This is a genomic window from Kribbella sp. NPDC059898 (genome assembly GCF_042730855.1).
Taxonomy (GTDB): domain Bacteria; phylum Actinomycetota; class Actinomycetes; order Propionibacteriales; family Kribbellaceae; genus Kribbella.
The window spans coordinates 123891-137511 of record NZ_JBHWKR010000019.1 but is presented as its reverse complement, the minus strand read 5'-3'; the positions used below and the strand labels follow the sequence as shown (position 1 = coordinate 137511).

14 protein-coding genes are annotated in these 13621 nt (G+C 69.4%); 8 read left to right on the top strand and 6 right to left on the bottom strand.

The features are described from left to right. Window positions 1-90: 90 nt before the first annotated feature. Window positions 91-894: an SDR family NAD(P)-dependent oxidoreductase gene (locus tag ACFV9C_RS39485; RefSeq protein ID WP_380202164.1), complete on the bottom strand. Its 804-nt coding sequence runs from the start codon at window positions 892-894 to the stop codon at window positions 91-93. Between ACFV9C_RS39485 and ACFV9C_RS39480 the strand changes: the two genes are divergently transcribed. Further along, window positions 857-1690 carry a TetR/AcrR family transcriptional regulator gene (locus ACFV9C_RS39480; RefSeq protein WP_380202162.1) on the top strand — a complete coding sequence of 278 codons (834 nt, stop codon included), beginning with the start codon at window positions 857-859 and terminating at the stop codon, window positions 1688-1690. The two genes, ACFV9C_RS39485 and ACFV9C_RS39480, sit on opposite strands and share 38 nt — an antisense overlap. Here the strand turns inward: ACFV9C_RS39480 and ACFV9C_RS39475 are convergent. Beyond that, window positions 1581-2171: an MFS transporter gene (locus ACFV9C_RS39475; RefSeq protein WP_380202160.1), complete on the bottom strand. Its 591-nt coding sequence runs from the start codon at window positions 2169-2171 to the stop codon at window positions 1581-1583. The two genes, ACFV9C_RS39480 and ACFV9C_RS39475, sit on opposite strands and share 110 nt — an antisense overlap. Window positions 2172-2534: 363 nt before the next feature. Here ACFV9C_RS39475 and ACFV9C_RS39470 point away from each other — a divergent pair, with 363 nt between their 5' ends. Further along, a complete protein-coding gene (locus ACFV9C_RS39470; protein ID WP_380202158.1) occupies window positions 2535-3101 on the top strand; it encodes a hypothetical protein in 567 nt (188 codons plus the stop codon). A gap of 15 nt (window positions 3102-3116) precedes the next feature. On the opposite strand, the gene pdxS is transcribed toward ACFV9C_RS39470, so the two are convergent. Continuing rightward, entirely contained in the window at window positions 3117-4010 is an 894-nt protein-coding gene (pdxS, locus tag ACFV9C_RS39465) for a pyridoxal 5'-phosphate synthase lyase subunit PdxS (protein ID WP_380202156.1), read from the bottom strand. Between the two features lie 72 nt (window positions 4011-4082). After that, complete coding sequence (locus ACFV9C_RS39460) at window positions 4083-5435, bottom strand: PLP-dependent aminotransferase family protein (protein WP_380202154.1); 1353 nt, start codon at window positions 5433-5435, stop codon at window positions 4083-4085. A gap of 91 nt (window positions 5436-5526) precedes the next feature. Between ACFV9C_RS39460 and ACFV9C_RS39455 the strand changes: the two genes are divergently transcribed. The 3 genes from ACFV9C_RS39455 to ACFV9C_RS39445 all read left to right on the top strand — a co-directional run bounded on the left by ACFV9C_RS39455 (window position 5527) and on the right by ACFV9C_RS39445 (window position 7838). Beyond that, complete coding sequence (locus ACFV9C_RS39455; RefSeq protein WP_380202152.1) at window positions 5527-7224, top strand: bifunctional 3'-5' exonuclease/DNA polymerase; 1698 nt, start codon at window positions 5527-5529, stop codon at window positions 7222-7224. Window positions 7225-7343: 119 nt separating this feature from the next. Beyond that, window positions 7344-7484: a hypothetical protein gene (locus tag ACFV9C_RS39450; protein ID WP_380202150.1), complete on the top strand. Its 141-nt coding sequence runs from the start codon at window positions 7344-7346 to the stop codon at window positions 7482-7484. A 12-nt stretch (window positions 7485-7496) separates the two neighbouring features. Beyond that, on the top strand, window positions 7497-7838 hold the full coding sequence (locus ACFV9C_RS39445) for a hypothetical protein (protein WP_380202148.1): 342 nt from the start codon (window positions 7497-7499) through the stop codon (window positions 7836-7838). A gap of 9 nt (window positions 7839-7847) precedes the next feature. Here the strand turns inward: ACFV9C_RS39445 and ACFV9C_RS39440 are convergent, their stop codons facing one another. Further along, entirely contained in the window at window positions 7848-8798 is a 951-nt protein-coding gene (locus tag ACFV9C_RS39440; RefSeq protein ID WP_380202146.1) for an RNA polymerase subunit sigma-70, read from the bottom strand. Window positions 8799-8873: 75 nt separating this feature from the next. On the opposite strand from ACFV9C_RS39440, the gene ACFV9C_RS39435 reads away from it, so the two are divergent. Continuing rightward, a complete protein-coding gene (locus ACFV9C_RS39435) occupies window positions 8874-11207 on the top strand; it encodes an HAD-IC family P-type ATPase (protein ID WP_380202144.1) in 2334 nt (777 codons plus the stop codon). Here ACFV9C_RS39435 and ACFV9C_RS39430 read toward each other — a convergent pair. Next, window positions 11204-11692: a hypothetical protein gene (locus tag ACFV9C_RS39430; protein WP_380202142.1), complete on the bottom strand. Its 489-nt coding sequence runs from the start codon at window positions 11690-11692 to the stop codon at window positions 11204-11206. The genes ACFV9C_RS39435 and ACFV9C_RS39430 overlap by 4 nt on opposite strands. Before the next feature lie 86 nt (window positions 11693-11778). On the opposite strand from ACFV9C_RS39430, the gene ACFV9C_RS39425 reads away from it, so the two are divergent. After that, the gene (locus ACFV9C_RS39425; protein ID WP_380202140.1) at window positions 11779-12549 is read left to right on the top strand and encodes an S-methyl-5'-thioadenosine phosphorylase; all 771 of its coding nucleotides are present in this window, start codon (window positions 11779-11781) and stop codon (window positions 12547-12549) included. Further along, window positions 12546-13616 carry an NAD-dependent epimerase/dehydratase family protein gene (locus ACFV9C_RS39420; RefSeq protein ID WP_380202138.1) on the top strand — a complete coding sequence of 357 codons (1071 nt, stop codon included), beginning with the start codon at window positions 12546-12548 and terminating at the stop codon, window positions 13614-13616. Before ACFV9C_RS39425 ends, ACFV9C_RS39420 begins: the two co-directional genes overlap by 4 nt. The last annotated feature ends 5 nt before the right edge of the window (window positions 13617-13621 follow it).

Here is a 13621-nt window from a genome sequence, read left to right as displayed (position 1 = left end):
CAACCCGCGACCGTTCACCTGGACCAAGACCGCCGACCAGATCTTCGAACGACTCAACGCATATATTCAAAGGATTCCTGGCGGGGGACACTAGTTGACCGTTGGCGTGAATCCGCCGTCGATGCGGAGGTTGGCGCCGTTGACGGACGCGCTGAGTGGGCTCGCGATCAGCGCTGTCAGTGCGGCGATCTCGTGGGGCCGGACGAGGCGGTCCGACGGATTGGCCAGCGGACCGGCAATCAGGGCGCGACCGGCCGCCTCGACGTCGTCGGCCATGCCATGGTGGCGGGCGAAGCTGAGTGCGAGGTCGCGGAACCCGTCCGTCTCGGTGGGACCGGGACTGATGGTGTTGGCAGTGACGCCAGTACCGGCCAGGTCCTTGGACAGGCTGACGGTGAGGTTGGCCAGCGCGGCCTTGGTGGCGCTGTAGGCGGCTCTTTGCGGTAGCGGGTACGGATGTGCGGCGCTGCTGATCTGGATGACTCTGCCCCAACGGGCAGTACGCATAGCCGGAGTCAGCGCGCCGATCAGCCGCACCACGGTCGCCACGTTGGTGTTGTAGAGATCGAGCCACTGGTCGGCGCCACCCGCCAGCCACCCCTCGTCCCGGCCGGTCCCCGCAGCGTTGTTGACCAGGATGTCGACGCCGCCGAACGCACTCACCGCAGCGACGACCAGTAGCACCTCGGTCTCTTGAGTCAAGTCGGCCACCACGACAGATGCGACGCCGCCGGCTCCGACGATGGCGTCCGCAGTCGCCTTCGCGCGCTCGGCATCCCTGCCGTGGACGAGGACGGCAACACCTTCGGCGGCCAGCGCGATCGCGATCGCGCGGCCGATCCCGCTGGAGCTGCCGGTGACCAAGGCACGTTTTCCGCTCAACTGCAGATCCATGAAGCACTCCCCTGTTGGCAACTTTCATCAGACACTCTGTCTTTTGCTGGACAGCCTGTCTTTGGATGGACGTACTGTCAAGTGGAAGCTAGGATCCGGGATCATGGCCAGCCGGAAGTACGACCAGCGCCTGCGCGCAGACGCGGCGGAGCAGACCCGCCGCGACATCCTGGACGCGCTCTACCAACGGCTGCGGGATGCGCCGACCGAGCCGGTCAGCGTCGAGCGGATCGCCGCGATGGCAGGGGTGTCGCGCTCAACGGTCTACCTGGTGTTCGGCTCCCGGGCAGGACTGTTCGACGCGCTGGGGGACGACCTTCGCCACCGCGGCGGTTTCACCGGCCCTGTGGCGCCGGATGCTGGCAACTCCGATGCTCTGCAGGCGTTGCGGGAGTCGATCCGCGCCGCTGTCCCGATCTTCGCCGAGCACCGCGACGTGCTTCGGGTGCTGTACTCGTCGGCGACGCTGGACCGGCAAGCGGTTGACGGCGTCGTCGATCGGATGGCCGAGGAGCGCGCGGCGGGCCTGGCGGTCCACGTCGAGCGGCTGGCCGACCAGGGTTTCCTGCGTCCTGACTTGTCCACCTCCGATGCCGTCAACTTGCTGTGGGCGGTCACTGGGTTCGAGTTCTTCGACCAGCTCTACACCGGACGCGGTCTGTCGGCCGAAACGGTCGCCGATCTCGTCATCGCCGCCGCCGAACGCCTGTTGGTACGGGACTCCGCTTCGATCGCGCCGCCGCAGGATCGGTCACCGGCTGGTTCGGCAGCAGGAAGACGACGACACCCGCGATGACGGCGACGCCAGGCGCTCCGCCGCACTGCTGCGCCGTGGACAGTACCCCTGAGGCGACGCCGGCCGATTCCGGCGCGACGCGGCTCAGCACCGTGTTGAGCGCCGGTGTGATGACCAGTCCGCCACCGATGCTCTGCAGCATGAGGGTGGGAATCACGAGCAGCGGCGTGATCGGCGGTCCGAACACCAACAGCAGGCCGGTCGCCAGATATCCGCCGGCGAGGACGATCGCCCCGACCTCGAGGACACGTCGCCCGTACGTCGGGATGGTCCGGCCGACCACCATGCTGAATACGAAGAACGCGACCGCGGCCGGCGCGTACACCAGGCCCGCGCCGAGTGCCGACAGGCCGAGGCCTTGCTGCATCGTCACCGACAGAACCAGCGCAGCGCCGAGACCCTGGACGACCCGCGCGGCGATCAGACTCCCCGCGTTCGGCGACAGCGCGCACGCCACCGATGCCACGGTGAACAGCGCCACTCCGAGCAGGAAGATCCGCTTGCGACCGTACAGCCGGCCAGCCGCGTAGCGGTGATGATGAAGACCGCATAGCCCAACTGATAACCCGCCAGGACCCATTGGACGGCACTGTCGGACGCCTGCAGATCCGCCACGATCGACGGCGCGGCGACCACGACGATGAACGAGTCGAGGGTCGCCATGAACACGGCGGTCAACACGATCGAAATCGACGTCCACGGAACAGCACCAACAACCACGTGGTCGTCCCGTCGCTGCCCGGGTTCCTGTACTCGCAAGCGCCACCCGACCCACTGACCCGTCGCCGGATCGCCGAGATGTGGCACGCCCTGATGACCGAGACCCTCGAAGAGTCTGATCGGCGTGCACATGACATCGGGAACGCTGACGGCAAACCTCGGCGACGAACCTTTGACCGCTGACGAAGAGGCTTATCTCGCCGGCCTTGAGGCCTACGATGCCGAAGACCAGGGCTACAGCGGCATCATGTGTACGCGGCCCGACACCATCGCGGCCGCACTGCTCGACTCACCGGCCGGACTGCTCGCCTGGATCGCCGACAAGTACCGCGACTGGAGCGACTGCGGCGGCGAGCTGGAAAGTCGCTGGGACATGGACACCCTGCTGACCGTCGCCACCCTGTACTGGGTGACCGGAAGCATCGGCTCGTCCTTCCGCATCTACTACGACTACGCCCACAACGAGCCTCGCCCGGACGTCACCGTCCCGGCCGCCATCACCTTGAGCCACGAGCCACTGATGGCGAACTTTCCCAAGGGTCTGGTCGAACGCACCATGACCGACCTCAGACATTGGTCGACCCCGGACCAGGGCGGCCATTTCATGGCACACGAGGAACCCCAGCAGGTGATCGAAGAACTGCGAACCTTCTTTCGCCCGCTGAGGTCCCTGGTCCAAGCGTCTCGGTGACGGATCGGCCGGCTGCTACCAACCGCGCTCGGCCAGCCGGTGCGGCTGCGGGATCTCGTCGACGTTGATGCCGACCATCGCCTCGCCGAGGCCGCGGGACACCTTCGCGATCACGTCGGGGTCGTCGTGGAAGGTCGTTGCCTTCACGATCGCCTCGGCGCGCTGGGCCGGGTTGCCGGACTTGAAGATGCCGGAGCCGACGAACACGCCCTCGGCGCCGAGCTGCATCATCATCGCGGCGTCGGCCGGGGTCGCGATGCCGCCGGCGGTGAACAGTACGACCGGCAGCTTGCCCAGCGCGGCGACCTCCTTGACGAGGTCGTACGGCGCCTGCAGCTCCTTCGCGGCGACGTACAGCTCGTCCTCCGGAAGGTTCTGCAGCTTGCGGATCTCCTGGCGGATCTGGCGCATGTGCGTGGTCGCGTTGGAGACGTCGCCGGTACCGGCCTCGCCCTTGGAGCGGATCATCGCCGCGCCCTCGGTGATCCGGCGGAGCGCCTCGCCGAGGTTGGTCGCACCGCAGACGAACGGCACCGTGAACTGCCACTTGTCGATGTGGTTCGCGTAGTCGGCCGGGGTGAGCACCTCGGACTCGTCGATGTAGTCGACCCCGAGGCTCTGCAGCACCTGCGCCTCGACGAAGTGACCGATCCGGGCCTTGGCCATCACCGGGATCGACACCGCGGCGATGATCGAGTCGATCATGTCCGGGTCGCTCATCCGGGAGACGCCGCCCTGGGCACGGATGTCGGCCGGGACCCGCTCCAGCGCCATCACCGCGACCGCACCCGCGTCCTCGGCGATCTTCGCCTGCTCGGCGGTGACGACGTCCATGATCACGCCGCCCTTGAGCATCTCCGCCATGCCGCGCTTCACCTTCGCGGTGCCGGTCTCGTTCTGCTGGCTCACTGCATCCTCCTGGTCGTGGGGCTCGTTTCCAGGTTAGGAGGTGTCGGGCGCCCAACTTCAGTCCACTCCGGATCAAGTGGACTGAAGTGCCTCGCCGAGCCGCGCGACCACCAGCCGGAGCGTCGCGGGCGGCGCGGTGAACGGGATCCGGATGTGCCGGCGGTCGGTCGCGTCCGGCGTGAACAGGTCCCCGGCACCGAGCAGCAACGACCGCTCGCGGGCCGCTTCCAGCACCCGCCGCGCCCTGGTCTCGGTGAGCTCCAGCCACAGCGTCATCCCGCCGGTCGGCGTGGCCCACGCCACACCGTCCAGCGTCCGCAGACCGGTCTCGAGAGCGTTCAGGTTGGCCCGCAGCCGGGTCCGCCGGCGCCCGATCACCTTGTCGAGCTTGGGAACGATCGCCTGCGCCAGCAGATCGTCCAACGCACTGGGCGACGCGACACTCAACTGAGCCGCGGTATTGATCCGCCGCCTCAGTTGCTTCCCCGTCCGTACCCACCCAACCCGCAACCCACCCCACACAATCTTGGAGAGCGACCCCACACTCACAGTTCTGGGATAACGGCTCAGCGGCTCGGCCTGCTCCCCATTCGCCAGCCACAGCGGCCGCATCGTCTCGTCACTGATCAGCGCCGCGCCGTACCTCCGCGCGATCTCGACCACCGCCTGCCGCCGATCGGCCGGCAAACTCAGGCCGGTCGGATTGTGGTTGTCCGCCTGCAGATAGATCACCTTCGGCCGATGCCGCCGACACAGGTGCGCCAGCTGATCGGTGTCCCACACCCCGGCTGGCCACCCCGCCACATCGAGCCGATGCTTACGGAGCAGGTCAAAGGCAGCCGGGTACGTCGGCGTCTCGGTGATCGCGACGCCCGGGCCTAGGTCCAATCCAGCGAGCGCCGCGTTGAGCCCCGCCGCCGCGCCGACGGTCAACGTGAGCTGGTCCGGCTCGGTCGGAACCCCTTCCTTCGTGAGCCGCTCGGCCAGTGCGGTGCGGAGTTCCTGTGAGCCACCTGGCGGCGGGCCGTCCCCACCCATTGCCTGCGGCAACCCGTCCTGCACGATCTGCGCCGCCGCCTCCGCCACGTCGTGCGGCGCGGCCGTCGTCGCGAACCGCAGGTCCAGCACGGGCCGGTCCCCCGCCGTCACCGTCGACGCCGGCGCCACCGGGTCCAGCAGCCGGTCCAGCGGCCGCACGACGGTCCCCGAGCCGCGCTTCGTCTCCAGTACGCCGTCCCGCCGCAGGTTCTCGAGCGCCCGTACGACGGTCACCCGGCTGACGCCGAGCCGCTCCGCGAGGACCCGCTCCGACGGCAGCCGGGACCCGATCGACAGGTCGCCGCGCTCGATCCGCCGCAGTACCAGCCCCTCAACCTGCTCGGTCTTGGTGCCGTCCGCCGCCTCCAGGTCCCCCACCCGCCACATAAGTCCAGCTTCCCACAACTGGCCTTACAACCCATCTTTGAGAACCCACCAACCAGATTTCCACCTCAGGAATGGTTGGTGGGTTCTCAAAGTGGGGTGCGGGAGTGTCGGTGCGGGGTGCTTGGATTTGGGTGTGGACGAGCGGTGGGCGATTGGCCCGGGTGAGGGTGGGGGCGCGATGCTTGTTGCGCTGCATCCGGACGGGCAGCCTGCCGGGGAGGTGTTGTACGAGCCGGACCTGGTCGCGGCGGTGGCCTTGCGGCCGCAGGTGGCGCGGTGGGTGTGGCGGTCGACGGCGGAGATCTACCCGCGGCTGCTCGCGGCCGGCGTGCGGGTGGAGCGGTGCTACGACGTCGAGAACACCGAGGGCCTGCTGCTCGGGCACGAGGGCCGGCTGGGTGAGCCACGGTCCGCCGCGGCCGCGTGGGGCCGGCTGAGCGGAGGCCCGATCCCGGCCGACCCGCCGCTGCGCGCCGTCGTACCGGGCGAGCAGTCGTCGCTGTTCGAGATCGCCGCCGAGCCTGTCCCGTTCGCGGCATTGCTGAAGGTGTACGCCGACCAGCTCCGGCGGCACGCTCTGACCGAGTACCCGGAGCGGATGCGGTTGCTCACGGCATCGGAATCGTCGGCGATGCTGATCGCCGCCGAGATGGACCTGGCCGGGCTGCCGTGGAGCGCGGACGCGCACCGGGCGGTGCTGAGCGAGCTGCTCGGGGAGCGGTTCGCCGGGTCGGGCGAACCGCGCCGGCTGACCGAGCTCGCGGACCAGATCTCGGCGGCGTTCGGGCACCGGGTGCGGCCGGAGCTGCCGGCCGACGTACTCAAGGCGTTCAAGCAGGCCGGGTACCAGGTCAAGTCGACGCGGAAGTGGGAGCTCGAGCAACTGGACCATCCGGCGGTGGCGCCGCTGCTGGAGTACAAGACGCTCTACCGGATCTACACGGCGAACGGGTGGAGCTGGCTGAACGACTGGGTCCACGACGGGCGGTTCCGGCCCGGGTTCCTGCCGGGCGGGACGGTGTCGGGGCGATGGGTGACCAACGGCGGCGGCGGGCTGCAGATCCCGAAGGTGATCCGGCGCGCGGTCGTCGCGGATCCTGGGTGGCGGCTGGTGGTCGCGGACGCGTCGCAGCTCGAGCCGCGGGTGCTGGCCGCGATCTCCCGGGACCGGGCGCTGATGGAGGTCGCGAGCGATCCGGGCGACCTGTACAAGGCGGTGTCGGACCGGGCGTTCTCCGGCGACCGCGCGCAGGCGAAGATCGCCGTACTGGGCGCCATCTACGGGCAGACGTCGGGCGACGGGCTGAAGAATCTGGCGATGCTGCGGAAGCGGTTCCCGCAGGCGGTCGAGTACGTCGACGACGCGGCGCGGGCGGGTGAGGACGGGCGACTGGTCCGCACGTACCTCGGCCGCACCAGCCCGCCGAGCGGACAGCCCATCGACGAGGCCCTGCTCGAAGGACCACCCGCGGACGTGCCGGCGACGGATCCGCGACACGCCCGCGCCCGCGGACGCTTCACCCGGAACTTCGTCGTCCAGGGGTCCGCCGCCGACTGGGCGCTGTTGCTGCTGGCTGCCCTCCGGCAGTCGCTCGCGCCGCTCGAGGCGGAGCTGGTGTTCTTCCAGCACGACGAGGTCATCGTCCACTGCCCCGCCGCCGAGGCCGACCAGGTAGCGGCCGCCATCCAGCGGGCCGGCGACCTCGCCGGCACCCTCACCTTCGGCCCCACTCCGACCAACTTCGCCTTCACCACCGCGACCGTCCAGGTCTACGCGGACGCGAAGTAACAGGCGGCAGCTTTCGATGGGAACCGAATAGGTGGTCTTGGCCTCTCACACTTGTATGGTCGGTGTCGCCTGGAGTTCGGGAAAGCGAATATCCGGGTCTGACGAGAGGAAGTGCTTTCATGGCCCGAAAGTTCGGAAGAGGCGAAGTCTCCAAGAAGGAGGCCAAGACGAAGGAGAAGGTCGAGTCCGGCGAGCCGGTCAAGGTCTCCTGGAAAGAAGCCAAGCGGTATGCGAAGACCCAGAACCGACTCGGCAAATAGCAGCGTTTCCAGGTGCGTTCCGTCACCGACATTCGGAGGTTGGTTGTGGCCGGCAAATTCGGCATCCGTCAAGACCCGATGGACGATCGTCCAGCGATGACTCAGGGCCGCAAGGGTCGTCCGATGCCTGGCAGCATCGAGGCGCAACAGGCTGCGGCCGAGCAGAAGCGGAAAGCCGAGGCCAAGGCGGCCAAGGAAGCCAAGAAGGCCCCCAGGCCGGGGCAGTTGACCAAGGCAGATCTCAAGACCAGTCGCGCCGTCATGGCCGCGAACGCTGCACTGGAAGGTAACGGCCGCATCTCTGGGCGCCAAGCCGCCCGGGTGGCCAGGGGCAACACCAAATTGGAGCTGTAAAGGACTCCTTCACACCGTCTCGGGTAGGCCGTACACCTGGTGATCGGTGGTTTCGAAGGCAGTGATCTCGGCGATGCGGCCGGATTCCAGCCGGAAAACGTCCAGCGCGAACAATCGGTAGGAAATTTCGACCGCAGACCGGAGATAGGCTGCCAAGGCCGGTTGACGATTGACAGTGGTGGGCCGGAAACGCCAGCGGTCGCCGAAATTCGGGGTCAGCGAGCGCACTGCGTCCTCGCGGCCCTCGAACCAGAACGGGTACGGCGGCATCGTGATGCGGACGTCCTCGTGCATCAGCGCGGCCAGCGCGGCGGGGTCCGCGTTGTCCCAGGCGGTCACGTAGCGCGCCAGGAGTTTGCGTTCGTCGTCGGACGGGTCGCGGGCCGTCCACTCGGAGCGGTGCGGCGGCAGGTGTTCACGCAGTACCGGGCGGGCGCGTTGGAGCGCCGAGTTGACCGCCGCCACCGACAGGCCGACCGCCGCCGCGGTCTCCCGGGCGGACCAGCCGAGGACGTCGCGGAAGATCAGGACGGCGCGCTGCCGCGGCGGCAGGTGCTGGATCGCGATCAGGAACGCCAACTCGATCGTCTCGCGCCGGATCACGGTGGCGTCCGGCTCCTCGGCCCGATCCAGCAGTACGTCGGGAAACGGCTGCAGCCACGGCACGTCCTCCCGCGGCGGTAGCGCCGTCGCGGGGAACGACGCCGGCTCGAGCTGGTACGGCAGCACCCGCCGCGGCCGCCGCACGTCGTCGATGCACACGTTCGTCGCGATCCGGTACAACCACGCCCGGAGCGACGACCGTCCCTCGAAGCTCTCGCGCCCACGCCACGCCCGGAGCAGCGTCTCCTGGACCACGTCCTCCGCGTCGTCGAACGACCCGAGCATCCGGTAGCAGTGCACACGCAACTCATGCCGGTAGCGCTCGGCCTCTTCCGCGAACCCGTCCACGAGGTCCATTCAATCCGAAGCTCACCCCGGTACGCTGGTCCGCGCCGCCAGGTTGCCCGCCCCCACTACCGAGGAGGACGTCTGATGGGCAATGGGCTGACCGCAGCGCAGGTCGCGGAGCGTGTCGCCGACGGCCGGACCAACGCCGTACAGGTCCGCACCAGCCGCACGCTCGGGCAGATCGTCCGCACGAACGTGTTCACGTTCTTCAACGGGCTCCTCGGCACGCTGCTCGTCGCGGTGATCGCCACCGGCAGCTGGCAGAACGCCCTGTTCGGCTTCGTGATCATCACGAACTCCGGCATCGGCATCTTCCAGGAGCTCCGCGCCAAGCGGACCCTGGACCGGCTCGCGCTGCTCAACGTCACGCACGTCCGGGTGGTCCGCGACGGCGAGGTCCACGAGGCCGGGATCGAGGACGTCGTCCAGGACGACCTGGTCCGGATCGGCAGCGGCGACCAGGTCCCCGCCGACGGACCGGTTCTGCGGTCCGAAGGCCTCGAACTCGACGAGTCGCTGCTCACCGGCGAGTCGGACCCGGTACACAAGCGCCCCGGCGACGAGGTCCGCTCCGGCGCGATCGTGGTCGCCGGCGAGGGCGACTTCACCGCGACCTCGGTCGGCCCGGAGACGTACGCCGCCAAGCTCGCGACCGAGGCCCGCCGCTACCAGGTCACCAAGTCCGAACTCGTCGCCGGTACGACGCTGCTGCTCCGCCGGATCTCGCTGATCCTGCTGGTGGTCGGCCCGCTGCTGCTCTGGGCGCAGTTCCGCAGCAAGGACAACCCCAGCTGGCAGGACGCCGTCACCGGTACGGTCGCCGGCCTGGTCGGGATGATCCCCGAAGGGCTGGTGCTGCTGACGTCGCTGGCGTTCATGCTCGCGATCATCACGCTGGCCCGGCGCCGCACCCTCGTCCAGGAACTGCCCGCGGTCGAAGGGCTCGCCCGCGTGGACGTCGTCTGCCTCGACAAGACCGGCACGCTCACCAGCGGCGACATCGTCCTCGACCACCTCGTCCCGCTCAGCGCGGACGACCGTACCGAGGAAGCGCTCGCGCTGGCCGCCGTCAGCGACACCCCGAACGCGACCGGCAAGGCGATCACGGCGTCGTACGCCGACACGTCCATGACCGCGCTCGCCCGGGTGCCGTTCTCGTCCGCGCGCAAGTGGCAGTCGGTGACGACGGCAACCGATACGTGGGTGCTCGGCGCGCCCGAGATGGTCCTGGTCGACACCGCGGACCCGGCGACCGCGGACGCCCGCGCGCAGGCCGACGAGATCGCCGCGCAGGGCCGGCGGGTCCTCGTGCTGGCCCGCGGTACGGCGCAGGACGACGACCAGCTGCCCGCGAAGCTGGTGCCGGTGACCCTCGTCGTACTCGCCGAGCGGATCCGCGACGACGCTGCCCCGACGATGAAGTACTTCACCGAGCAGGACGTCGCGCTGAAGGTGATCTCCGGCGACAACCCGCGGACGGTCGGCGCGGTCGCCGCCGCGGTCGGCGTACCGGGGGTCACCGGGGCGGACGACGCCGTCGACGCGCGGACGTTGCCGGACGACCTCGACGAGCTGGCCGCCGTACTGGACGAGAAGTCGGCGTTCGGGCGGGTCAGCCCGCAGCAGAAGCGGGCGATGGTCGCGGCGCTGCAGCGCCGCGGGCACGTCGTCGCGATGACCGGCGACGGCGTGAACGACGCGCTCGCGCTGAAGGACGCCGACATCGGTGTTGCGATGGGCAACGGTTCGCCGGCGACCCGGGCGGTCGCGCAGCTGGTGCTGCTCGACGGGCAGTTCCGGCACCTGCCGGACGTGGTCGCCGAGGGCCGCCGGGTGATCGCGAACATCGAGCGGGCGGCGACGCTGTTCCTGGTGAAGAACGTGTACTCGTTGCTGCTGACAATGACCACAGCGGTCGCTCTGGTCGCGTACCCGCTGGCCCCGATCCAGCTGACGCTGATCTCGAACCTGACGATCGGCATCCCGGCGTTCTTCCTCGCGATCGGGCCGAACAAGCAGCGCTACATCCCCGGATTCCTCGGGCGGGTACTGCGCTTCGCCGTACCCGTCGGCGTGATCACCGCGATCTGCGCGTTCACGGGGTACCGGCTGGTGCGGGTGTTCGACTCGGCGGCGACGGTCGCGGAGGCGCGTACGGTCACGACCATCGTCGTACTGGTCGTCTCGTTGTGGACGTTGTCGATCCAGGCTCGGCCGTTCCGGCTCTGGAAGGCCGGGCTGGTGGCGGCGATGGCGGTACTGGCGGCGGTCGCCGTACTCGTGCCGGCGATCGGGAACGGGATCTTCCTGCTCGAGGTCAGCCCTCGGCGGGTGCTCGGCGGGCTGGTGATGGGCGCGGTCGGGATCGTGCTGATCGAGCTCGTCCGGTGGGTTTCGGCGCGGGTACGGCGTACCTAGTCCTCGAGCTCGATCGTGGCCGGCATCGGGGCGTGGCCCGCGAGGCGGAACCAGGTCACCAGCCGGCGCCGGCGCAGGTCGCGCGTCGACACAACGACGTCGTTGTGGAACCGGCGAGCCAGCTGGACCCGGCGCATCGCCAGGCTCAGCTCCCCCGCCCACGGCTCGATATCGGTGCCGGTGGCATGGATCGCCCGGGTCAGCGCGGACTCGGCCTGCTCGTGGACCTCGACCGACTCGAGGGCGGCGGTGCGCGCGCGGTGCGCGGCGTCGAGCAGGAGCAGCGCGGACGCCGGGTCCAGGATGTCGCTGCCGGCCAGCTCCGCGACGAGCGCGGCCCGGCGCGCCAACTCGGTCCCCAGGGCGGCCCGGGCCAGCTCGACGCGGTGGTGCAGGCGATCCAGGCGGCCGGCGGTCCAGCTCGCGTAGGCGCCGAACAGCAGCAGCACGGCACCCACCGCGAGCAGCACCCAGGAGATCTCCACAGCCCCATTCGATCACTCCTTACGGAGCGCTGACGGTCCGGCCGGATCCGGTAGTCGTCGCGTCCGGCGGCACTAGCGTCACTTCCATGGCTGATATCGGCGTACTCGGTGGATCCGGGTTCTACTCGTTCCTGTCCGGCGCGGAGCGGATCGAGGTGGACACGCCGTTCGGTCCACCCAGCGAGGCGCCGGTGGTCGGGGACCTCGACGGGCGGTCGGTCGCGTTCATCCCACGGCACGGCGCTGACCACCGGTTCCCGCCGCACCGCGTGAACTACCGCGCGAACCTGTGGGCGCTGCGGGAGCTCGGCGTACGGCAGGTGCTCGCTCCGTGTGCGGTGGGGTCGCTGAGGGCGGAGTTGACGCCCGGGACCTTTGTCGTGCCGGATCAGTACGTCGACCGCACGTGGGGGCGGGAGCAGACCGTGTACGACGAGGTGGTGCACGTCGACGCGGCCGATCCGTACTGCCCCGCGGGCCGCGCGACGGTGATTGCCAGCGGCAACGTCGTACCGGAGGGGACGATGGTGGTGATCAACGGCCCCCGCTTCTCCACCCGCGCCGAGTCCCGCTGGCACGCCGCGCAAGGCTGGTCCGTCGTCGGCATGACAGGCGCTCCCGAGGCCGCGATCGCGCGTGAGTTGGCCCTCTGCTACACGTCCATCGCCGTGGTCACCGACCACGACGCAGGCATCGAGTCCGGCACCGGAGTAACCCAGGCGGAGGTCTTCGCAGCCTTCCAGCACAGCATCCAACGCCTCCAGCAACTGCTCCGAACAGTCATCACCCAACTCCCCAAACCAGACAGAGACTGCGCCTGCCACCACACGCTTGACGGAACGGCGGTTGCGCGATGAGGGTGCTGGTGACCGGTGGGGCCGGCTTTATCGGGGGGCATGTGGTGCGGGGGCTGGTGCAGGGTGGGCATGAGGTTGTGGTGCTCGACTCGTTTCGGGGGGATGTGCATCGGGGCGTGCCGGAGGCGCAGGAGGGGTTGATTGTGGGGGATGTGCGGGAGGAGCGCACGTTCGACGGGATCGATACCGTGGTGCATCTGGCGGCGAAGGTCGGGCTGGGGGTCGACCTGAGCGACATCGACGACTACGTGTCGTCCAACAGTCTTGGTACGGCGGTGTTGCTGAAGTCGCTCGGGCAGATCCGGAATCTCGTGTATGCGAGCTCGATGGTCGTGTACGGCGAAGGCCGGTACGACTGCGACGAACACGGCCAGGTAGCGCCCGGTCCGCGCCGGGTCGAGGACCTGGAGGCGGGCCGCTTCGAGCCGCCCTGCCCGTACTGCGGTGCCTTCCTGCGGCCCGGCCTGGTCCACGAGGACGCGCGGCTCGACCCGCGCAACGCGTACGCCGCCAGCAAGCTCAACGGCGAGCACCTGGCCGCGACCTGGGCCCGCGAGACCGGCGGCCGGGTCACCGCGCTGCGGTTCCACAACGTCTACGGACCAGGCATGCCACGCAACACGCCGTACGCCGGAGTCGCCGCGATCTTCCGGTCCGCGCTCGAACGCGGCGAGGCACCCCGTGTCTTCGAGGACGGCCGCCAGCGCCGCGACTTCGTCCACGTCCGGGATGTCGCCGCCGCGGTCGTCCTGTCCGCGGCCGCACTCCCCCAGCAGCCGACGTTCACGGCGTACAACGTCGGCAGCGGCACCGTCACCACCATCGGCGAGGTCGCCACCGAGCTCTCCAAGGCGTACGCCGGCCCGCCGCCGCTCGTCACCGGCGAGTACCGCCTCGGCGACGTCCGCCACATCACCGCCTCGTCCGACCGCCTCAAGTCCGACCTCGGCTGGAAACCCACCTACGACCTGCCCACCGGCCTCGCGGAGCTGGTGCACGAGGCGGACGCCCACCACCCACCAGCCCCGGCCCAGCCGCCTGAGGCGGTGCCCGTGAGCCGTTGGTGAGTGCG

Coding starts and splice junctions, on each gene's coding strand:
- ACFV9C_RS39485 (WP_380202164.1), bottom strand. CDS start 894: ATGGATCTGCAGTTGAGCGGAAAACGTGCCTTGGTCACCGGCAGCTCC.
- ACFV9C_RS39440 (WP_380202146.1), bottom strand. CDS start 8,798: ATGGACCTCGTGGACGGGTTCGCGGAAGAGGCCGAGCGCTACCGGCAT.
- ACFV9C_RS39425 (WP_380202140.1), top strand. CDS start 11,779: ATGGCTGATATCGGCGTACTCGGTGGATCCGGGTTCTACTCGTTCCTG.
- ACFV9C_RS39420 (WP_380202138.1), top strand. CDS start 12,546: ATGAGGGTGCTGGTGACCGGTGGGGCCGGCTTTATCGGGGGGCATGTG.
- ACFV9C_RS39435 (WP_380202144.1), top strand. CDS start 8,874: ATGGGCAATGGGCTGACCGCAGCGCAGGTCGCGGAGCGTGTCGCCGAC.
- ACFV9C_RS39450 (WP_380202150.1), top strand. CDS start 7,344: ATGGCCCGAAAGTTCGGAAGAGGCGAAGTCTCCAAGAAGGAGGCCAAG.
- ACFV9C_RS39460 (WP_380202154.1), bottom strand. CDS start 5,435: ATGTGGCGGGTGGGGGACCTGGAGGCGGCGGACGGCACCAAGACCGAG.